The sequence below is a fragment of the Oleisolibacter albus genome, from assembly GCF_003336875.1.
Classification (GTDB): domain Bacteria; phylum Pseudomonadota; class Alphaproteobacteria; order Azospirillales; family Azospirillaceae; genus Niveispirillum; species Niveispirillum album.
This window is the reverse complement of record NZ_QGNJ01000006.1, coordinates 12,635-33,448: the sequence shown is the minus strand read 5'-3', so window position 1 is coordinate 33,448 and position 20,814 is coordinate 12,635. Positions and strand designations below refer to the sequence as shown.

General features: G+C 66.6%; 18 protein-coding genes. 8 read left to right on the top strand and 10 right to left on the bottom strand.

Annotated features, from left to right (window positions below):
- The first annotated feature begins 114 nt into the window (after positions 1-114).
- Complete coding sequence (locus tag DK368_RS09915; RefSeq protein ID WP_114393794.1) at positions 115-567, top strand: lasso peptide biosynthesis B2 protein; 453 nt, start codon at positions 115-117, stop codon at positions 565-567.
- A gap of 281 nt (positions 568-848) precedes the next feature.
- Positions 849-1,028, top strand: coding sequence for a hypothetical protein (locus DK368_RS09910; RefSeq protein WP_114393793.1), 180 nt, complete (start codon positions 849-851; stop codon positions 1,026-1,028).
- Positions 1,029-1,174: 146 nt separating this feature from the next.
- On the opposite strand, the gene DK368_RS09905 is transcribed toward DK368_RS09910, so the two are convergent.
- Positions 1,175-2,257 (bottom strand): LacI family DNA-binding transcriptional regulator, encoded by a 1,083-nt coding sequence (locus tag DK368_RS09905; RefSeq protein WP_114393792.1) that lies wholly within the window; start codon positions 2,255-2,257, stop codon positions 1,175-1,177.
- A 154-nt stretch (positions 2,258-2,411) separates the two neighbouring features.
- Positions 2,412-3,899: a pyruvate kinase gene (pyk, locus tag DK368_RS09900; protein WP_114393791.1), complete on the bottom strand. Its 1,488-nt coding sequence runs from the start codon at positions 3,897-3,899 to the stop codon at positions 2,412-2,414.
- 327 nt (positions 3,900-4,226) lie between these two features.
- On the opposite strand from pyk, the gene DK368_RS09895 reads away from it, so the two are divergent.
- Positions 4,227-5,309: a LacI family DNA-binding transcriptional regulator gene (locus DK368_RS09895; protein ID WP_205028133.1), complete on the top strand. Its 1,083-nt coding sequence runs from the start codon at positions 4,227-4,229 to the stop codon at positions 5,307-5,309.
- Positions 5,310-5,371: 62 nt separating this feature from the next.
- Here DK368_RS09895 and DK368_RS09890 read toward each other — a convergent pair whose 3' ends face one another.
- The 7 genes from DK368_RS09890 to DK368_RS09860 all read right to left on the bottom strand — a co-directional run bounded on the left by DK368_RS09890 (position 5,372) and on the right by DK368_RS09860 (position 13,550).
- On the bottom strand, positions 5,372-5,752 hold the full coding sequence (locus DK368_RS09890; RefSeq protein WP_114393789.1) for a hypothetical protein: 381 nt from the start codon (positions 5,750-5,752) through the stop codon (positions 5,372-5,374).
- 389 nt (positions 5,753-6,141) lie between these two features.
- A complete protein-coding gene (garD, locus tag DK368_RS09885; RefSeq protein WP_114393788.1) occupies positions 6,142-7,665 on the bottom strand; it encodes a galactarate dehydratase in 1,524 nt (507 codons plus the stop codon).
- 77 nt (positions 7,666-7,742) lie between these two features.
- Positions 7,743-8,516, bottom strand: coding sequence for an aldolase/citrate lyase family protein (locus DK368_RS09880; protein ID WP_114393787.1), 774 nt, complete (start codon positions 8,514-8,516; stop codon positions 7,743-7,745).
- 60 nt (positions 8,517-8,576) lie between these two features.
- Positions 8,577-9,845: a glycerate kinase type-2 family protein gene (locus DK368_RS09875; protein WP_114393786.1), complete on the bottom strand. Its 1,269-nt coding sequence runs from the start codon at positions 9,843-9,845 to the stop codon at positions 8,577-8,579.
- Positions 9,846-9,871: 26 nt separating this feature from the next.
- Positions 9,872-10,783 carry a 2-hydroxy-3-oxopropionate reductase gene (gene glxR, locus DK368_RS09870; protein ID WP_338045700.1) on the bottom strand — a complete coding sequence of 304 codons (912 nt, stop codon included), beginning with the start codon at positions 10,781-10,783 and terminating at the stop codon, positions 9,872-9,874.
- An 81-nt stretch (positions 10,784-10,864) separates the two neighbouring features.
- Positions 10,865-12,202 (bottom strand): glucarate dehydratase, encoded by a 1,338-nt coding sequence (gene gudD / locus DK368_RS09865; protein WP_114393784.1) that lies wholly within the window; start codon positions 12,200-12,202, stop codon positions 10,865-10,867.
- 73 nt (positions 12,203-12,275) lie between these two features.
- Entirely contained in the window at positions 12,276-13,550 is a 1,275-nt protein-coding gene (locus DK368_RS09860; RefSeq protein ID WP_275668500.1) for an MFS transporter, read from the bottom strand.
- A 706-nt stretch (positions 13,551-14,256) separates the two neighbouring features.
- Between DK368_RS09860 and DK368_RS09855 the strand changes: the two genes are divergently transcribed.
- The 5 genes from DK368_RS09855 (at position 14,257) to gnd (ending at position 18,644) form a co-directional block, all read left to right on the top strand.
- Positions 14,257-14,871, top strand: a complete 615-nt coding sequence (locus DK368_RS09855) for a ZrgA family zinc uptake protein (RefSeq protein WP_162305959.1) — start codon at positions 14,257-14,259, stop codon at positions 14,869-14,871.
- Between the two features lie 54 nt (positions 14,872-14,925).
- Positions 14,926-15,489, top strand: coding sequence for a DUF3299 domain-containing protein (locus DK368_RS09850; protein WP_114393781.1), 564 nt, complete (start codon positions 14,926-14,928; stop codon positions 15,487-15,489).
- A gap of 6 nt (positions 15,490-15,495) precedes the next feature.
- Positions 15,496-16,242 (top strand): ATP-binding cassette domain-containing protein, encoded by a 747-nt coding sequence (locus DK368_RS09845; RefSeq protein WP_114393780.1) that lies wholly within the window; start codon positions 15,496-15,498, stop codon positions 16,240-16,242.
- Complete coding sequence (locus DK368_RS09840; protein ID WP_114393779.1) at positions 16,239-17,501, top strand: ABC transporter permease; 1,263 nt, start codon at positions 16,239-16,241, stop codon at positions 17,499-17,501. Before DK368_RS09845 ends, DK368_RS09840 begins: the two co-directional genes overlap by 4 nt.
- Positions 17,502-17,645: 144 nt before the next feature.
- Positions 17,646-18,644, top strand: a complete 999-nt coding sequence (gene gnd, locus DK368_RS09835; RefSeq protein ID WP_114393778.1) for a phosphogluconate dehydrogenase (NAD(+)-dependent, decarboxylating) — start codon at positions 17,646-17,648, stop codon at positions 18,642-18,644.
- A gap of 42 nt (positions 18,645-18,686) precedes the next feature.
- Here the strand turns inward: gnd and DK368_RS09830 are convergent, their stop codons facing one another.
- Positions 18,687-20,543, bottom strand: a complete 1,857-nt coding sequence (locus tag DK368_RS09830) for an alpha/beta hydrolase family protein (RefSeq protein WP_162305958.1) — start codon at positions 20,541-20,543, stop codon at positions 18,687-18,689.
- Positions 20,544-20,814: the final 271 nt, after the last annotated feature.

Here is a 20,814-nt window from a genome sequence, read left to right as displayed (position 1 = left end):
ATGGCATCTGCCAAACTGCTATAGAGTTCGGGCGCAGAAGCGGACGAGGCGGACAGTGAACGGGACGGGACGGATGCAGGATCGGTGGCGGGGCATGTGGCGCGGGGCAGGCCGATGATCCGGATCCTGCTGCGTGTGGAAACCGCGCTGGCCCTGATCCTCGGCTGGATCATGGTCTTCCTCATCCCGATCCGCCGGACCTGCCGCCTGTTGGGGTGCGCCGCTGTGCAGGCTGAGGCGGTGCAGGCCGACGCTGCGACCACCGCGGCATCGGCCGCCCTTTCCGCCCGATTGGCGCGGGCCGAAGCCGTCGGGCGTCGGACCGCCTTCGTGGCTGGCCGCCTGCCCTGGCACAGCACCTGTCTGGTGCGGGCGGTGGCCTGCCAGCTGCTGCTGCTGCGCCGCGGCATCCATGGCGGTGCCATTCGCCTGGGCGTGCGCAAGACTGCCGATGGCGCGCTGGAGGCCCATGCCTGGCTGCTGCTCGATGGTGCCGTGCTGATCGGCGGCGAAGAGGCCACGGGCTTCGTTCCACTGGCCGACCTCCAGCATCCCCGTTCCGCCTGACCGGATCGAAGCCGCCTCCGCAGTGCAGCTTAAACAGTCAGGACCAGCACCATTTATGATAGCGCAATCATTTCCGCAGCGCTACGAACACCTTGTAATTTCAGTATTATATTCAGGACTCCCCGGATAACGCACGCAGAATAGCGCTATACTGCTTTGCAGCATTGACAGCGCCGTCATGCGATCCCTCCCGTTGTTTCCACCCGGAAATCGACGATCCTCGGGGCAAGGACAATGCCATATCGGGGGCGCACCGCCCCCCTTGCAACGGAGATCACATCATGCGGCAGGCAACCTCGTCATTCCATGCCTTCGCCCTGAAATTCCTGGTCGCGGCCACGGCTCTGGGGCTGGCCACCATCGCCGCCCTCAGCACCGGCACCAGCCGTTTCGATGATTCCGCGCGCCAGGAGTGGGTGCGCAACATCCCGGTGGCCGGCACCAACTTCTCGTTCCAGTAAACGATATCCGGTCGGCGGGGTCCTGCGGGCACGGTCACAGACACCGGCCCGCCCACGCCGAGAACCCATCGTCCCGACCGCCCATCGCCAAACCCGCCGTGGCAGCCGCCCGGCGGGTTTCGCGTGTCTGCACCGGTCGGGCGGGGTCACGCCGGGTGACGCGGCCCCTGGGTGCTGTCCCGCACGATCACCTGGCAGTCCAGGTTGTAATGGCTGGGCTGGAGGCTGGCGCCGGCCAGACGGGCCAGGATATGGGTGGCGGCCAGCCGGCCGATCTCCTGTTGCGGTGGCCGCACCGTGGTCAGGGGCGGCAGGCAGGAATTGCTGAAGGTCAGATCGCCGAAGCCGATGACGGTAAGATCCTCGGGCACACGGATGTTGCGCCGTTTGGCCTCGAACAGCACGCCCAGCGCCAGCGTATCGTTGGAGCAGACGATGCCGTCGATGTCCGGATGCGCCGTCAGCACCTCGTCGAACAGCCAGCAGCCCACCGGGGTGGAGGCCGCGTCCGGCGCCGTCAGCGCCACCGGCTGATGCAGCCCGCGCCGCTCCACCTCGTCCTCATAGCCGTCGGCCCGGCTACGCACCCGCATGTCGAGATGCACGGCGGCGCCGATATAGGCGATCTTGCGGCAGCCCTGGTCATAGAGATGGCTGGCCTGTTGCCGCCCGACCTCGAAATGGGAGAAGCCGACGCTGGTGTCCACCGCCTCGTTCTCCGGCGTGGGCATGTCCCACATCTCGATGATGGGAATGCCCGAGGAAGCCAGCATGGCTTTGGCCTGCGGCGTATGTTGCAGGCCGGTCACCACCATGGCCGCCGGCGACCATGCCAGGAAGGCCCGGATCAGCTTTTCCTCGGAGTCCGGGCTGAATTCACTGACACCCAGCAGCGTCTGGTAGTTGGAGGCGGAGAACAGCCGCTGCAGCGTGTTGTAGGTCTCGGCATAGAAGGAATTGACAATCGACGGCAGGATCACGGCCACCGTGCGGCTCTTGGCGGCGGCCAGACTGCCGGCCATAAGGTTGGGAACGTAGCCCATCTCATCGATGACGGTCTTGACCCGCTCGGCCAGATGCGGCGACACGGCCTCGGGCCGCCGGAAATAAAGCGACACGGTGCTGGCCGAAACGCCGGCTGCCTTGGCCACATCGGCCATGGTCAACCGCTGGGTTGCCCGGCGCGCCCGCTTCCGCGGCGCCAGATCCTTCACATCAGAAGCGCTCATGCCCGTCCTCGTTCGTCATGCGCCTCACATAGCATGAAATCCTGTTACCGCAATTGTATGCAAAGGCGCAGGGTAGGCGCGCCCTGCGCATCGGGGCTGCGCATCCGGGATGCGCAGGGCCTTGGGGAAGGGGCAGCCCCCTTCCCCCGGATCGTCACACGCAACGCTCCTCTGCCGGGGGACAGCTGCGGTTGCCAACGGCGGGACGCTCGACCCAGCCGATGCGCAGGATGTTGGTGTTGCCGGCGATGCCGAAAGGAACGCCGGCGGTGATCACCACCCGTTGCCCCTCATCCGCCAGTCCCTGGGTATAGGCCAGGGTCACGGCCTTCTGCACCATCTCGGCGAAGGTCTCCACATCCTCGGTATGCACGGCATGGACGCCATAGGCCAGTTGCAGCCAGCGGGCCGTCTCGATGCGCGAGGTCAGGCAGAGGATGGGCACATCCGGCCGTTCGCGGGCGGCACGCAGGGTGGTCAGGCCCGAGGTGGTGTAGGTGACGATGGCTGCGGCCCGGATGGTGCGCGCCACCTGGCTGGCGGCGGCGGTGATGGCGTCGGAGGTGGTTTCCTGCGGACCGGGATGCTGGGCATCCATGATGGTGCGGTACATCGGGTCCTGCTCCACGCGGCAGGCGATGCGATCCATCATCGACACCGCCTCCACCGGATAGGCGCCGGAGGCGGATTCCGCGGACAGCATCACGGCATCGGCCCCGTCGAACACGGCGGTGGCCACGTCGGACGCCTCGGCCCGGGTGGGCGCCGGGGCGGTGATCATGCTCTCCAGCATCTGCGTGGCGACGATCACGGGCTTTCCCGCCAGCCGCGCCTCGCGCACGATGCGCTTCTGGATGGAGGGCACATCCTCCGGCGGCATCTCCACGCCGAGGTCACCGCGGGCCACCATGACGCCGTCGGACAGCTCGATGATCTCATGGAGATGCTCGATAGCCTGCGGCTTTTCCAGCTTCGACAGCAGCACCGCCCGGCCGGCGATCAGCCGCCTTGCCTCGGCCACGTCCTCGGGCCGCTGGACGAAGGACAGGGCCACCCAGTCCACGCCCTGGCTGAGCGCAAAGGTCAGATCGCGGCGGTCCTTCTCCGTCAGCGGCGACAGCGGCAGCACCACGGTGGGCACATTGACGCCCTTGCGGTCCGACAGGCGGGTGCCGCTGACCACCACGGTCTCGGCATGGTCGGCGCCACAGTGTTCCACCCGCAGCCGCACCTTGCCGTCATCCAGCAGCAGTTCGGCCCCAGGGGTCAGGGCGGCAAAGATCTCCGGATGGGGCATGCCGACACGCGTGGCGTCGCCGGGCTCGCTCGACAGGTCCAGACGGAAACGCTGGCCGGCGGTCAGATCGACCGGGCCGGCGGCGAAGGTCCCCAGCCGCAGCTTCGGCCCCTGGAGATCGGCCAGGATGGCGATGGGGCGGCCGGTCTCCTTCTCCACCTGCCGCACGGCGCGCACACGGGCACCGTGATCCTCGTGGCTGCCATGGCTGAAGTTGAGGCGGACCACATCCAGGCCGGCGTTGACCAAGGCACGGATCTGCTCCAGGGACGAGCTGGACGGGCCCAGCGTGCCGATGATCTTGGTTTTGCGTCGCCGCGGGGGGAACTTCACAGTGATGGCCATGGCCGGCTACTCCAGAAGGCGGGGATGAGGTGTGGCCAGGAGAAGGCTCTCGGCCGGGGGCGGATCGGCCCGTCCCGTCCCGGCAGCCCCGATCTTCCACAGGCGGGGCAGAACGGCCGGTGATCGGTCAGGCGCGACCGGATGATCGTGCAGCACCGGAGGGGTGCCTTGAATGGGTCGAATGATAACGCTATCATCGATCGGAACAAGGCGCCAATTTGCCGCGGACGGGGGCGAGATAGGGCTTGAATGGTAAAGCCGGACCGTAGTCTGTTGGAACAGGCTATAGTTGGCGCTTTCTGTCCCCCTGCATGTAGGCCGTTCGTCTTGTCCAGAACCAAGTCCCCCCCTGCCAAGCAGAAATCCGCGGCCGACGGCCAGAGCACCAAGGGACCTGAAGGCGGCCGGACGTCCCGGCGTTCGTCCGGCAGCGTCACGCTGGAGGATGTGGCCAAGCTGGCCGGCGTGTCACCCATCACGGTGTCGCGCGTGCTGAACCGGCCGGAGCTGGTGACTCAGGAGACACTGGACTATGTCCGCTCGGTCATCGCCCGCACAGGCTATGTGCCGAACCTGCTGGCCGGCGGTCTGGCCTCGCGCAAGAGCCGGCTTGTGGCCGCCATCGTGCCCACCATTGCCAACTCCATGTTCGCCGAAGGCATCGAAACGCTGACGGAGCGGTTAAGGGCAGCGGGGTACCAGGTGCTGCTGGGCCTGTCGGGTTTTCCGACGGCCAGTGAGGAGCAATTGATCGGCGCCGTACTGAGCCGGCGCCCGGATGCCGTGTTCCTGACCGGTATCACCCACTCCACCCAGACGCGCCAGCGCCTGCTGGCCGCCAAGATCCCCGTGGTCGAGACCTGGGACCTGACGCCGACTCCCATCGACATGGTCGTGGGCTTCTCCCATGAAAAGGTGGGCCGCACCGTGGCCGAGTATCTCTGGGCCAAGGGCTATCGCCGTTTCGGCATGGTCTGTGCCGACGACACCCGCGCCCTGCTGCGCCGCCGCACCTTTATCGAAGCGCTGGCCCCCTACGGCATCACCGATGTGCCGACGGCCATCGCCGGCACCCCGACATCGCTGAAACGTGGCCGCGACGGGCTGATCGAACTGCTGTCGATGACCGAGCGGCCGGACGCGATCGTCTGCAGTTCCGACGTTCTGGCCCACGGCGTGCTGACGGAGGCCCGCGCCCGCGGCCTGTCCGTCCCGCGGGACATGGCGGTCATGGGCTTCGGCGATCTGGAATATGCGCCCTACACCATCCCGGCCCTGTCCACCGTGCGCATCGACCGCCGCGGCATCGGCCAGCGCGCCGCCGAGGCCATGCTGGCCCGCTTCAATGGCGAGCCGGTGCAACAGGTCGTGGATGTGGGCTTCGAGATCGTCGAGCGCGAAAGCACCTGATCAAACAGCCCGAGTGTCTGCCTCGGGCCATGCCCGGCGGGGCGGCGGAGCCCCAGGCGCCCTCAGGAATGGCCGGCAACGTCGCGGTCGTCCAGCACCAGGCCGGCAACGATCTTCAAGGCCGCATGCACGGCCTCGTAGGCGGTTTCAATGCGACGGAGCTGGGCGTCGATCTCTGCCTCGCTCCGGCTGGCGGCGGCCTTGGTCTGCTGCACCACCTCTTTGAACAGGCCTACGGCCTCATGCCCGAAGCTCTGCATGTCGATGCAGGTCTTCAACCCGTCGGGATTGACCAGCGCCCCCAGCAGGATATCGGCGCGCAGGCAATCGGCCGCCATCTCCAGACGGGACAGGCGGGCATCCAGCGTGTCGACCACGATGTCCGCCGGGCGGACGGATGCGGCATAAGCCAACGGGGCCGGGGTGACGGACGACATATCCATGGCGCGATCCCTTTCCAAAGCCATCATGCCGGACAATCCGACTCGGTCGGGAAATCCCGCTGCGGTCGGATGGCCAAGCCCGCCGGAAACGGGGTCCGGCCCCAGGCTGTTTCGGAATTTATGTTAGCGCTAACATCATCAAATCGGAATGGACCATCGACGGCTGGTGCATTATGTCGCGCCAGCGGTCTTGCGATGCCTGTCCCGGCCACAGGATCCGGATCGTCCTCGGCATAGCTCCGGACATAAGCAAGGGGCCGGCGGCGGCCGGCCCCTTGCCTGCGCCTGCGTCGGTGGAAACGCAGACATACACCCAAGGGTGCGGGGCGGTGACCCGGCCCTTGGGAAGACCGGGCGGCGGACCGATCTGTGCCCGCCGCCCGGCCGGATCACGTCACCGGCGCCGGATTGAACAGGGCCAGCGCATTGTGCAGGCCCCAATGATCAGCCCAGGTCTTCTTGCGGCCGCTGGCCACGTCCAGCATCAGGTGGAACAGCTCCCAGCCGATCTGCTCGATGGTGGCCTGGCCGGTGGCGATACGGCCGGCATCCACATCGATCAGGTCATGCCAGCGCTCGGCCAGGGCCGTGCGGGTGGCGACCTTGATCACCGGCACCATGGACAGGCCATAGGGCGTGCCGCGGCCGGTGGTGAAGATCTCCAGATTGATGCCGGAGGCCAGTTGCAGCGTGCCGCAGACGAAGTCGCTGGCCGGGGTGGCGGCGAACAGCAGCCCTTTCTGCGTGGCCCGCTCGCCCGGGGACAGCACGCCGACGATGGGGCTGGTGCCGGACTTGGCGATGGAGCCCAACGCCTTTTCCACCACATTGGCCAGACCGCCCTTCTTGTTGCCGGGCGACGGGTTGGCGGCGCGGTCGGTCTGGCCGCCGGCCAGATAGCGGTCGTACCAGTCCATCTCGCGCACCAGGGCGCGCCCCACCTCCTCGTCGACGGCGCGGGGGGTCAGCAGATGGATGGCGTCGCGCACCTCGGTGACTTCCGAGAACATCACCGTGGCCCCGGCCCGCACCAGCAGGTCGGCGGCAAAGCCCAGGGCCGGATTGGCGGTCACGCCGGAGAAGGCGTCGCTGCCACCGCACTGCAACCCCACGACCAGGTCGGAAGCCGGGCAGGTCTCGCGCTGGCGCTTGTTCAGTTCGACCAGACGCTTCTCCGCCATCTCCAGGATGGCGGACACCATGTCGCCGAACCCGTGGTGACGCTCATCCTGCAGGGTGACGATGGCGGACTCGGCCCCCGGCGGCAGCAGTCGCTCGGGCTGCAGCTTCTCGCAGCCCAGGCCGACCACCATGACCTCGCCGCCCAGGTTCGGATTGCGCGCCAGGTTCTGCACAGTGCGGATGGGCACCACGGCGGCCGGAGCGTTGATGGCGACGCCGCAGCCATAGACATGCTCCAGCGCAATGACGTCGTCCACATTGGGGAAGCGCGGCAGCAGTTCCTTGCGGATGCGGTCCACGGCATGCTCCAGCACGCCGGCCACGCATTGCACGCTCATGCTGATGCCCAGCAGATTCTTGGTGCCGACGCTGCCGTCACGGTTGCGGAAGCCCTCGAAGGTGTAGCCCTCCAGCGGCGGCAGGGGCGGCGGCACGGCGGTCGCCAGCGGCAGGCTGTCCAGATCCGGGGCCGTGGGCAGGCGCACCAGCGATTCCTCGATCCAGCTGCCCTGGGAAATGTCGCGCACGGCATAGCCGATGACCTGGCCGTAACGGATGATCGCCGCACCTTCGGCGAGATCGCACAGTGCCACCTTGTGGCCCTGGGGCACGAACTCCCGCAGCGTCAGGCCGCAGGCGAAGGTCGTCCCCGGCGGAAGCCCCAGCGCATTGACGACGATGGCGACGTTGTCGTCCTCATGGACGCGGATATAGAGCGGCATCTCGGACATGGTCCTGCCTCCACGACGGGATTTGTCGGCTGTGGGTGTACGGGGAAACGGGCGGCGGCACCCCGCCGCCCGCTTTTTCAGCCCCTGGTCTTGAACTTGGCGGCCAGCTGCTCGGCCGTGCGGGCGAGGATGCCCAGGTCGGAGCCGACGGCCACGAACTTGCAGCCCAGCTCGATATAATGGCGGGCCAGGGTCTCATCCGGCGTCAGAATGCCCGCCGGCTTGCCGGCCGCGGTGATGCGGCAGATGGCGTCATCGATGGCCGTCAGTACCGCGGGATGCTTGGGATTGCCCACATGGCCCAGGGCCGCCGATAGGTCGCCCGGGCCGATGAAGATGCCGGTGACACCCTCGACCGCGGCGATGGCCTCGATGTTGTCCAGGCCCTTGCGGGTCTCGACCTGGACCAGCACCGCAATCTCCTCCGCGCAGCGCAGCGGGTAGTTCTTGATACGCCCGAAGCCCGAGGCGCGCGGGGCGGCGGAATAGCCGCGCACGCCATGCGGCGGGTAGCGGGTGTAGGACACGGCCGCCGCCGCCTCTTCCGCCGTCTCCACATAGGGGATCAGGAAGGACTGCACGCCGATATCCAGATAGCGCTTCAGCGTGACCATGTCGTTCCAGGGAACGCGCACCACCGGGCTGACATCGCCGCCGGCGGCGGCGGCCTGCAGCTGGCTGTAGACCATGGGCAGCTCGTTGGGGGCGTGCTCGGTGTCGAGCACCAGCCAGTCGAATCCGGCCCCGGCCAGGATCTCGACGGTCACATGGCTGGACAGGATCGACCACAGACCGATCTGCACCTGACCGGCGCTGATGGCGGCTTTGAAGTGGTTCTTGGGAAGGTCCATGGCATCCTCGCACGGAAGTATCGGCCGCTCAGGGGCCGGGATGGGAAGGCACCGGCCCGTTCAGGACCCGGTGACCAGGATGGCGCGGAAGTCGTTGACGTTGGTCAGGGTCGGACCCGTGACCAGACTGTCTCCCAACGCCTCGAAGAAACCGTGCCCGTCATTGTCGGCCAGCCGGTCCTTGGGCCGCATGCCCGCGGTCCAGGCCCGCTCCAGCGTATCGGGCGCCAGGAAGGCACCGGCGATCTCCTCCAGACCGTCGACACCGTCGGTGTCACCGGCCACGGCATGGACACCGGGCTCCCCGTTCAGGGCCACGGCCAGAGACAGCAGGAATTCCACATTGCGGCCGCCGCGGCCCTGGCCGCGCACGGTCACCGTGGTCTCGCCGCCGGACAGCAGCACGCACGGGGCGGCCACGGGCTGGCCGCGGCGCGCCACCTGCAGCGTCAGGCCGGCCATGACCTTGCCGACCTCCCGCGCCTCGCCCTCGATGGCATCACCCAGGATGTAGGGCGTCACGCCTTCGGCGGCGGCCACGGCGGCCGCAGCTTCCAGGGCCATCTGCGGCGTGGCGATCAGCCGGGTCTCGCAGCCGGCCAGGCGGGGATCGTCGGGCTTCACGCTCTCGCCGCGGCCGCTCTCCAGCACCGCGCGCACCACCGCCGGCACCTCGATGCCATAGCGGCGGATGATGGCCAGCGCGTCCTCGCAGGTCGTGGGATCGCCGACCGTAGGGCCGGAGGCGATGTCCATGGGGTTGTCGCCGGGCACGTCGGAAATCAGCAGCGTCAGCACCCGGGCCGGGTGGCAGGCGGCGGCCAGCCGCCCGCCCTTGATGGCCGACAGGTGCCGCCGCACGCAATTCATCTCGGAAATGGTGGCGCCGGACTTCAGCAGGGCGCGGTTGACCGCCTGCTTGTCCTCCAGGCTGATGCCGTCCAGCGGCAGCGGCAGCAGGGAGGAACCGCCGCCGGAGATCAGGCACAGCACCAGATCATCGGCAGTCAGCCCCTGCACCAGCGCCTGGATGCGCCGGGCCGCTTCCAGCCCGGCGGCATCGGGCACCGGGTGGGCCGCCTCGACCACCTCGATCCGCTCGCACGGAACGCGGTAGCCGTAGCGGGTCACCACCCGGCCGGACAGGGCGCCCGGCCAATGGTCCTCGACCGCCTTGGCCATCGCCCCCGACGCCTTGCCGGCCCCGATCACCACCAGCCGGCCCTTGGGCGGTGGCGGCAGATTGACGGGCACGCAGCGGGCGGGCTGGGCCGCCGCGACGGCGGCGTCGAACATGCGCCGCAGCAGGTCCCGGGGAGCGATGGTCATGACAGGTCTCCTTCAGCGACGCCGGCTCACGCCTTCTGGCCGATCTCGAAATTGGCCATGATTTCCAGCGCGCGCACCATGCCGGAATGGTCCCACTGCTTGCCGCCATGGGCCGCACAGGCGTTGAACAGCTCCTGGCAGGTGGCGGTGTTCGGCAGGCTGAGACCCAGCAGCCGGGCCGTGGACAGGGCCAGGTTCAGATCCTTCTGGTGCAGCTCGATGCGGAAGCCCGGATCGAAGGTGCGCTTCACCATGCGCTCGCCATGCACCTCCAGGATGCGGGAGTTGGCGAAGCCGCCCATCAGGGCCTGACGGACCTTGGCCGGATCGGCACCGGCCTTGGCGGCCAGCAGCAGGGCTTCGCCCACCGCCTCGATGGTCAGGGCGACGATGATCTGGTTGGCCACCTTGGTGGTCTGGCCGTCGCCGTTGCCGCCGACCAGGGTGATGTTCTTGCCCATCAGCTCGAACAGCGGCTTCACCGTGGCGAAGGCTGCCTCGGACCCGCCGACCATGATGGTCAGCGACGCCGCCTTGGCCCCCACCTCGCCGCCCGACACCGGAGCGTCCAGATACTCGCAGCCCAGTTCGTTGACGCGCTTGGCAAAGCCCTTGGTCGCCACCGGCGAGATCGAGCTCATATCGACGACGATCTTGCCCGCGGACAGGCCCTCGGCCACGCCGCCCTTGGTGAACAGCACCTTCTCCACGTCCGGGGTGTCCGGCACCATGATGAAGATGATCTCGGCCTTCTCGGCCACCTCCTTGCCCGTGGCGCACACGGTGGCACCGCCGGCCACCAGGGCCTCCGGCACCGGGCCGACCGTGTTCACGAACAGGGTATGTCCACCGGCCTGCAGATGCTGGGCCATCGGCGACCCCATGATGCCCAGTCCGATAAATCCAACCTTGCTCATTGATGTTTCCTTTCCAGGGATAAGCGGGAAATGGAGACCGGACCGAAGGGACCGGCGTGACCGCGCCGGGGGCGGGAGTGCCCCCCGCGCGGTCCTTAAGGATCAGCGCACCAGGCAGGGGCGCTTGTTGTCGAACGTCCAGCCGGGAACCAGGAACTGCATGGCGATGCCGTCATCGCGGGCGCCCAGGCCGTGCTCCTTGTAGAGCGCATGGGCCTTCTCCAGCTCGGCCATGTCGATCTCGATGCCCAGGCCGGGCTTCTCCGGCACGGCGACCAGGCCGCCCTTGATCTGCAGCGGTTCCTTGGTCAGGCGCTGGCCGTCCTGCCAGATCCAGTGGGTGTCGATGGCCGTGATCTTGCCCGGGGCGGCGGCCGCCACATGGGTGAACATGGCCAGCGAGATGTCGAAGTGGTTGTTGGAGTGCGACCCCCAGGTCAGGCCCCACTCATGGCACATCTGCGCCACCCGGACCGACCCCTGCATGGTCCAGAAGTGCGGATCGGCCAGCGGGATGCTGACGGACTGCAGCTGGATGGCGTGGCCCATCTGGCGCCAGTCGGTGGCGATCATGTTGGTCGCGGTTGGCAGGCCGGTGGCGCGGCGGAATTCCGCCATCACTTCGCGGCCGGAATAACCGCGCTCGGCACCGCAGGGATCCTCGGCATAGGCCAGGACATCCTGCTTGCCCTTGCACAGGCGGATGGCTTCCTCCAGCGACCAGGCGCCATTGGGGTCCAGGGTGATGCGGGCCTGCGGGAAGCGCTTGGCCAGCGCCGTCACCGCCTCGATCTCCTGCTCGCCGGGCAGCACGCCGCCCTTCAGCTTGAAATCGTTGAAGCCATAGCGATCATGGGCGGCTTCGGCCAGACGAACGACGGACTCCGGCGTCAGGGCGACCTCGTTCCGCAGGCGGAACCACTCGTCCTTGGCACCGGCCTCGCTGCGGTACGGCAGATCGGTCCTGGTGCGGTCGCCGATGTAGAACAGATAGCCCAGCATCTCCACGGCATCACGCTGCTGGCCCTCGCCCAGCAGGGCCGCCACCGGCACCTCCAGGAACTGACCCAGCAGGTCCAGCAGGGCGGCTTCCAGGGCGGTCACGGCATGGATGGCGATGCGCAGATCGAAGGTCTGGAGGCCGCGGCCACCGGAGTCACGGTCGGCGAAGGCCTTGCGCGCCGTGTTCAGGATGTTGTTGTAGGCGCCGATGCTCTGGCCGACCACCAGCGGGCGGGCGTCCTCCAGGGTCTGGCGGATCTTCTCGCCGCCGGGGACCTCGCCGACACCCACATGGCCGGCGCTGTCCTTCATCACCACCACGTTGCGGGTGAAGAAGGGGGCATGGGCGCCGCTGAGGTTCAGCAGCATGCTGTCGCGGCCGGCCACCGGCACGACACGCATCTCGGTGATCTTCGGGGCGGAGGTCTGGATGCTCATGGTCTGTCTCCCGTCGCAGGGTCGCCGGGCGACCCTGCGGGTTAGGACATGGGAAAGAAGGGAGGGTCGGAGGTCAGATCTTCTTCAGCTCGACGCGCTTGATCTCACCGACGATCAGCAGATAGCTGAGGATGGCGACCAGGGCGTTGGCGGCGACGAAGATCAGGGCACCGTTGAAGGAACCGGACCCCTGGACCAGGTAACCGATGATGATCGGGGTGGTGATGCCGGCGGTGTTGCCGAAGGTGTTGAACAGGGCACCGCTGAGGCCACCGATCTCCTTCGGCGACGTATCGGCCACCACGGCCCAGCCCAGGGCACCGACGCCCTTGCCGAAGAAGGCCAGGGCCATGACCGCCACCACCAGCCATTCGATATCAACGTAGTTGCAGGCGATCATGCTGGTCGACATCAGCATGCCCAGCACGATCGGGGTCTTGCGGGCCACGCTCAGGCTGTAGCCCTTGCGGATCAGCCAGTCGGAGATGACACCACCCAGCACGCCGCCGACAAAACCGCAGATGGCGGGGATGGAGGCGATGATGCCGGCCTTCAGGATCGACATGCCGCGACCCTGCACCAGATAGACCGGGAACCAGGTCAGGAAGAAGTAGGTCAGGGTGGTGATGCAGTACTGGCCGATATAGACGCCCAGCAGCATGCGGTTGGAGAGAAGCTGCTTCAGGTAGCCCAGCTTCGGGCCTTCACTGGCTTTGGCGCCCTTTTTGGCCTGATCCATGTCGACAAGACCACCGCCCTGCTCGATATGGTCGAACTCGGCCTTGTTGATCAGCGGATGTTCCTTCGGGCTGTACAGCACCCGCATCCACACGAAGGCCAGGGCGATGCCGAGCACACCCATGACCACGAACATGTATTCCCAGCCATAGGTGTGCGTGATCCAGGCCATCAGCGGCGAGAAGATCACCGTGGCGAAATACTGGGCCGAGTTGAAGATCGCCGCAGCCGTCCCACGCTCCGCCGTCGGGAACCAGGAGGCGACGACGCGGGAATTGGCGGGGAAGGACGGCGCCTCGGTCAGACCGACCAGGAAGCGCAGCAGGAACAGGGCCATGATGGCCGTCCCGGCGCCGAGGAAACCGACGAAGCCCTGGCACATGGTGAAGAACGACCAGGTGATGAGGCTGAAGAAGTAGATCTTCTTCGACCCGAAGCGGTCGAGCAGCCACCCCCCGGGGATCTGGGCCAGCACATAGGCCCAGCCGAAAGCCGAGAAGACGTATCCCATGGACACGGCATCCAGGCCCAGTTCCTTCGATGCGGCCGGACCGGCGATCGACAGGGTGGCACGGTCCGCATAGTTCACGGCCGTGAGAATGAACAGCATCAACACAATCAAGTAGCGGACGTGAGTCGGCTTGGCCGCTGGCGCCATACTTGCTGTCTCGGGGGCACGCGTTGCGAGGGACATGGTGACTGCTCCCTTGATGACACCAGCCCCGCCGAAGGCAAGCCGTTTCCGGTGGGCATGGTGATTTTCATCGTTTTATGCACTGGCCGGCGGGTCTTGGGGCCCCGCCATGCTAGCGCTGTCACGAATACTGATAGCGCTATCATGTCCTGTCAAAGGGGATTTCTGTCAGCGCACAGCCGCCCCGCGAGGCACAGAATGGATCCCCGCGCTGAAAATGATCGATTCCTGTTTATTTTTATGCGGTTAGAGAAGAAGTGTGGCGGAAGGACGCATGGCGGCGGATGAGGGGGAAGGATAGCCCTTCCGTATCACCCATCATCTGCCCCATCCGCTGCCCTACGCTTCAGCGCATGCGCATATAATTGATTATGCTTGAAAATGCCCACATCTGCTCTCGCGACTCTGTACCAGAGGGACGCGGGAGGGCACAGCACCGCAGGCGGAGACGTATGATGTCCGCGGCGTGGCCATCTCCGATAAATGATAGCGATATCATCCGACAGCGGAACCATTCACCCGACACAGCACCGCCGGGGCTGGGCAGGGCCGACTTTTGCCATGACAGGCACGCAGATGAATGTTACTTTATAACGTAATTCTGTCATTGCGAGGTGAGCCGATGCGGCCATCCCTGTTTGCCGCCCTGTCCGCCCCCCTGGTCGTTTCCGGCCTGCTGGCGCTTCCCGCCGCCGCCCATGAGGGAGAGCATCGCCAGGCCGGCGCCCATGTCCATGGCGTCGCCGATCTGGCCCTAGCCCTGGATGGCCAGACCCTGACCGTGGAGTTTGAAAGCCCGCTGGACAGCATCCTCGGCTTCGAGCACCCGCCGGAAACCAAAGTCCAGACGGAGCAGCTTGAGGCCGCCCTGGCCCAGTTGCGCGATCCCGGCGCACTGATCCAGATCCCGGCCAAAGCCGGTTGCACTGTCACGACGACACCGGACATCGATCTGCCGCCGGGCTTCACCGGACCGCCGGACAAGACCGCCGCAGCCCCCGACCATGACGAAGCCCATGATCATGATGACGGCGATCATGAGCATCATCATGACCACGCCAATATCCATCTCAGCCACAGCCTGACCTGCAAGGAGCCGGCGGCTCTTACCGATGTCACCGTCACTGCTTTCCGCACCTTCACGCGGCTGCGCACGGTGAAGGTCGCTTTCCTCTCCGACCGAACACAGAAAGCCGATAGTCTGACGCCCGAGCGGCCGACCCTCAGCTGGCGTTGAGCCGGCCGCGCCGCCCTTGCGGACCACGGATGCGGAAGACGGAGCGTAAGAGAGATGACGCAATTTCTGGCCCGGACCGGGCTTCTGGCCGTCCTGGCCGTGTCGGCCCTGCAACTGCCGCCGCTGCAACAGGCGGCCCAGGCAGCGGACAGCGCGGTCCGTACCCTGGCCTGGGAGGATCTGATGCCCCCCGGCGAGGAGGAGCGGCTGCAGCAGGCCTACGACAATTACATGGCCAGTCTGGGCGGCAAGGGCATGGTGATGGAGGGCAGCCCCGGCGACAGCATGGAACAGATTGGCACCTTCAACGTGGTGCAGGATCTGGATGGCAAGCAGATCCGTATTCCCGGCTTCCCCGTGCCGCTGGACATGGGGGGCGGCGGCACCACCAAGGAGTTCCTGCTGGTGCCCTATTTCGGCGCCTGCATCCATTCCCCGCCGCCGCCACCAAACCAGGTGCTGTACATCCGTTCGGACAAGCCGGTGTCGCTGCCGACCAACATGGACCCGGTCTGGGTCCAGGGCAAACTGACGACCCAGCGCATGGACAGCGACATCGGCTCGGCCGCCTATACCCTGGCCCTTGAGGGGCTGGAGCCCTATTACCGGAAGAAGTGACGGATCATGACCGATCGCGTCCTGGATCTGGCGGAGCTGCGCTTCGCCTGGAAGGGCGGCCCCGTGCTGCTCGATATCCCGGCCCTTAGCCTCGACCGCGGGGAGCGCCTGTTCCTGCGCGGTCCCAGCGGCAGCGGCAAAAGCACCCTGCTCGGGCTGGTCTGCGGCGTGCTGCCGCCCCAGGCCGGGCGCATCACCGTGCTGGGCCGGGACCTGGCCACGCTGTCCGGCGCCGGGCGCGATGCCCTGCGCGCGGCCGAGATGGGCGTGGTGTTCCAGATGTTCAATCTGCTGCCCTATCTGTCGGTCTTGGCCAATGTCACCCTGCCCTGCCGTTTCTCCGCCGAGCGCCGGCGCCGGGCGGTGGCGGCCGGCGGCAGCCCGGAGGCGGAGGCGCGGCGGCTGCTGCAGCGGCTGGGCCTGCACGATCCAAGGCTGGCCGAAGCGCCGGTGCGGGCCTTGAGCGTCGGCCAGCAGCAACGTGTGGCCATGGCCCGCGCCCTGATCGGCGATCCGGCCCTGATCGTCGCTGACGAACCCACCTCGGCCCTGGACAGCGACGCCCGCGATGCCTTTCTCGATCTGCTGCTGGGCGAGGTCGGGCGCAGCGGCGCCAGCCTGCTGTTCGTCAGCCATGATCTGGGGCTGGCCGGGCATTTTGACCGCAGCGCCGATATCCGGGCGCTGAACCGTGCCGCCGCCCCGGCCACGGGGCTACCAGCCGGCATGCCGGTGGCGGGAGAGACACCATGACCCTGTTGCCCCTTGCCCTGCGCAGCCTGTGGAACCGCCGCGCCACCGCCCTGCTGACCCTGCTGTCGGTGGGGCTCAGCGTTGCCCTGCTGGTGGGGGTGGAAAGCCTGCGCCAGGGGGCGCGGGCCAGCTTCGAGCGCACCATCACCGGCACCGACCTCATCGTCGGTGCCCGCAGCGGCCAGCTGAACCTGCTGCTCTATGCCGTGTTCCGGGTGGGCGACGCCACCAACAACATCACCTGGCCCAGCTACCAGGCTGTGGCCGGCCGGCCCGACGTGGCCTGGACCGTGCCGCTGTCGCTGGGCGACAGCCATCGCGGCTTCCGCGTGCTGGGCACCACCACCGACTATTTCACCCATTACCGCTATGGCGACGGCAAGTCCCTGACCCTGGCCGAAGGCAAGCCCTTCGCCGACCTGTTCGACGCCGTCATCGGCGCAGAGGTCGCCCGCACCCTGGGCTATACGGTGGGACAGGAGATCGTTCTGTCCCACGGCATCGGCAGTGTCAGCTTCGCCGAGCATTCCGACCGCCCATTCCGTGTGTCCGGCATCCTGGCCCCCACCGGCACGCCGGTGGACCGCACGGTGCATGTCAGCCTGCCCGCCATCGAAGCCATCCATGTGGGCTGGGAGACGGGCACCCGGCTGTCCACCAGCACCAGCCCGTCCGTGGACGATCTGCGGCATATGGAGCTGCAACCCAAGCAGATCACCGCCTTCCTGGTGGGGCTGAAGACGCGGGCAGCGGCCCTGCGGGTGCAGCGCGCCGTCAACACCTATGCCGAGGAGCCGTTGCTGGCCATCATCCCGGGGGTGGCGCTGAGCCAGCTCTGGTCGGTGCTGGGCGTGGCCGAACAGGCGCTGACAGCGGTGGCCGTGTTCGTGGTCGGGGTCGGGCTGCTGGGCATCCTCATCAGCATGTTGACCAGCCTCAACGAGCGGCGGCGGGAAATGGCGGTGCTGCGCGCCATCGGCGCCCGACCCTGGCATGTGTTCGCCCTGCTGGTCAGCGAATCCACCCTGCTGGCCCTGGTCGGCAGCACCCTGGGCGTGACAGCCCTGCATCTGGGCCTGTTGGCCGGCGGTTCGGCGCTGGAAGCGCTGGCGGGTCTGGCCCTGCTGACACCCGGCCCCGGCCTGTTCGATCTGGCCGTGATCGGCGGCGTGACCCTGGCTGCCGCCCTGATCGGCGCCGTGCCGGCCTGGCGGGCCTACCGGGTGGCCGTGGCCGACGGTCTGTCGGTCCAGGTCTGATCCGGCGCCTGATCTGGCGACCGATCCGGGGGTGTGACCCTTGGCGCCGCTGGGGCGACGGCGATGCCCGTGCTAGCCTGCCGGGATCTGTGGCGGCGGGGTCTGTCCCGCCGCCCTGTCCGAACGCCGTAGGGAGAAGCCGGCATGCAGATCGGAATCGTCGGGCTGGGCCGCATGGGGGGCAACATCGCCCGCCGCCTGCTGCGGGCAGGCCATGACTGTGTCGTGTTCGACCGCACCCCGCAGACCGTGGCCGCCCTGGCGGCCGAAGGGGCCGTCGGCGCATCCGACCTGGAGGATCTGGCGGCGCGGCTGGCGCCGCCGCGCACCGTGTGGCTGATGCTGCCCGCCGGCGCGGTGACGGAACAGGCCATGCTGACCCTGGCCGGGCTGCTGAGCCCGGGCGATACCATCATCGATGGCGGCAACACCCTCTATAAGGACGATCTGCGCCGCGCCGCACTGCTGGCGGCCCAGGGCCTGCACCTCGTCGATGTCGGCACCTCCGGCGGCGTCTGGGGCCTGGAGCGGGGCTATTGCCTGATGATCGGCGGCGACCGCGCCATCGTGGACCGCCTCGACCCCATCTTCGCCGCCCTGGCCCCCGGCCTGGGCGACATCCCCCGCACAGCGGAGCGGGAGGGACGCGACCCCAGGGTGGAGCAGGGCTACATCCATGCCGGCCCGGTCGGTGCCGGCCATTTCGCCAAGATGGTGCATAACGGCATCGAATACGGGCTGATGCAGGCCTATGCCGAGGGCTTCGAACTGTTGCGCCAGGGAGGCCCGCTGCTGCAGGCAGGCGCCGGCGGCGAGAGTCCGCCCTTCGCTTTTGACGTGGCCGACCTGGCCGAGGTCTGGCGCCGCGGCAGCGTCATCTCCTCCTGGCTGCTGGATCTGACCGCCGCCGCGCTGGCCCGCGACGGCGACCTGTCCGGCCACAGCGGCTATGTCCAGGATTCCGGCGAGGGCCGCTGGACCGTCAATGCCGCCGTGGACGCCGCCGTTCCCGCACCCGTCCTCACCGCCGCCCTCTACGCCCGCTTCCGCTCGCGCCAGGACCATGGCTTTGCCGACAAGGTGCTGTCGGCCATGCGCGAGGGCTTCGGCGGCCATAAGGAGCCGGCGAAGCCCGGGGCATGAACGGGAACAAGGCGGCTCAACGGCGGGAGCCGCCTTGCCGGATCAGGATTTTGCGAACCCGCAATCCTTGGCCAAGAAGGCTTCGATGGCGGTGAGGGTCTTCTCCTGCCAAGCCGGCCACCAGGGCAGGCTATGAGGCATGTCTTCGACTTCGAAATAGGTGACAGCCTTCCCGCGGGAACGCAGGGCGGCGACCAGTTCCCGCGCATGGACGATCGGCACGGTCTGGTCGCGATCCCCGTGATAGATCAGGATCGGGATATTGGCCTTGTCCACATTCGACATGGCGTCCGTCCCCTTCACCGTCCATCCCTGCAACTGGCGCTGGATGCGGTTCTCACCCCAGGAATTCTGGATGCGCGACAGGTTGGAGACACCGGCACCGGCGATGGCGCAGCGATAGGGGCTGTTGGGACGGGTGGCCGCCGTCATGGCTGCGAACCCGCCATAGGAATAGCCGAAGATGGCCATCCGTTTTGAATCGGCGATCCCCTGCGCGACCAGCCACTGGGCACCATCATCCTTGTCGTCCTGCATCTTCAGGCCCCATTGCTCGTCACCGGCCTTCCAAAGCTTGTCGCCCCAGCCCTGCGATCCGCGGTACTGGGGTTGCAGGACGGCATAACCGCGGCTCGCCAGGAACTGAGTCCAACCCGCCGGGTCCCAGTCCGCATTATCCCGCGCCCAGGGGCCGCCATGGGGCATGATCACAGCCGGTACCGGTGTTGATGTCCCAGGCCTGAACCCTTTCGGCAGAGTCAGCAGGGCGGGAATCTCCAGCCCGTCGCGGGCCTTGTAATAAACCAGCTTTGTCGGTTCCAGATCCGCCGGATTGATCTCCGGCCTGCTGTCGCCGAGCTTGATCAATTCCTGATCGTTCTTCAGGAGATAATATGAAGGCGGATGCCGTGAAGAGGAAACCTCGATCAGCTTGAACGACAGATCACGCCGCAGATTGAGGATGTTGATATTGTCGTTGGGAAATTGGGATTTCAGCCCATCCTGAATGGATTTCCAATATGGATCGATCCAGTAGACTTCTTCGCTGGCCCCGTCATAGGTGAAGCCTGCAATGGATTTCGGTATCCCCTTGCCGCCCTCGCGAGCAAGACGAACGCCCGTGGCTTCGAATTTCGGATGCTGGAACAGAACCTCGACAAATGCCTTCTTTTTGACGTCATAGCCCTTGATGGCTGCCAGATCGCTGCCGCTATTGTCCTTGATCAGCAGGATATCCGGCAGCTCAGGATCGAAGCCGATAATATCGACATTTCTGCGCGACTTCACGGGATAGGACAGCGCCGGCTGGTCCTCCCAATTGCCGGAAGCGGGATCGAAGATCTCATAATGGACGACCCAATCGCCCCCCTCGAAGCGGGCTGAAGACTTGGCACGAAGGCGCCCTTCCCGATCCGTGATCCCGATATAGCTCTCATCCTCGCCGGCGCGGGCGAAACGCTCACCGGCGCCCGTGCGGACATTGACCTTGTAGACATCGGCTGTCCCGCGCAGTGGATCAGAATAGCGCAACAGCACATGATCAGGCTCGGCCGGGAGCGGGTCCATGACCTCGACCCGCAGGAACTTGCCGGCAAACTGCTCCAGCACGCCCTTTGTCCCCTGGCGGCGCATGGGCTCGATCCAGTCCTTGCCGTCCAACCCGACGAAGCGGGCCAAATACGTGAAGCTCCTCCCCTCCATGCCGGATCCTGTCGTCAAAGGCTGATTGGCCACGACAAGAAGACGATCATTGGCAACCCAACTTACGGAAATGAAGCGGACATTGGCGCGCTGTGCCGTCGCATCCATACCAAAGACAACAGGCGCCTTATCAAGATTGTCAGTCGACCATACTGATATTGACAGCGCGCCGTCAGACGATGACGTAATAGCCGCCACATGCTTTCCATCTGGAGACACGGATGGAGACTGAATAAGCGGCTCTTTAGATAAGATGGACACTGGTATTTGCCCAGCAATTGCATTTATAGGAACACCAGTACTGAACAGGACAGCTGACACCAAAAGAGTGCGGCATATGCCCGATATGGAGATATTCATATTCAATTCGCTCTCCCCCGACTTTCCCTGGCAACAATCCTGGGACACATGAGCCTCATGCTTCCCGCCGATGAGGTGATGCACGGACGCAACAGTTTTTTGGTGTTTT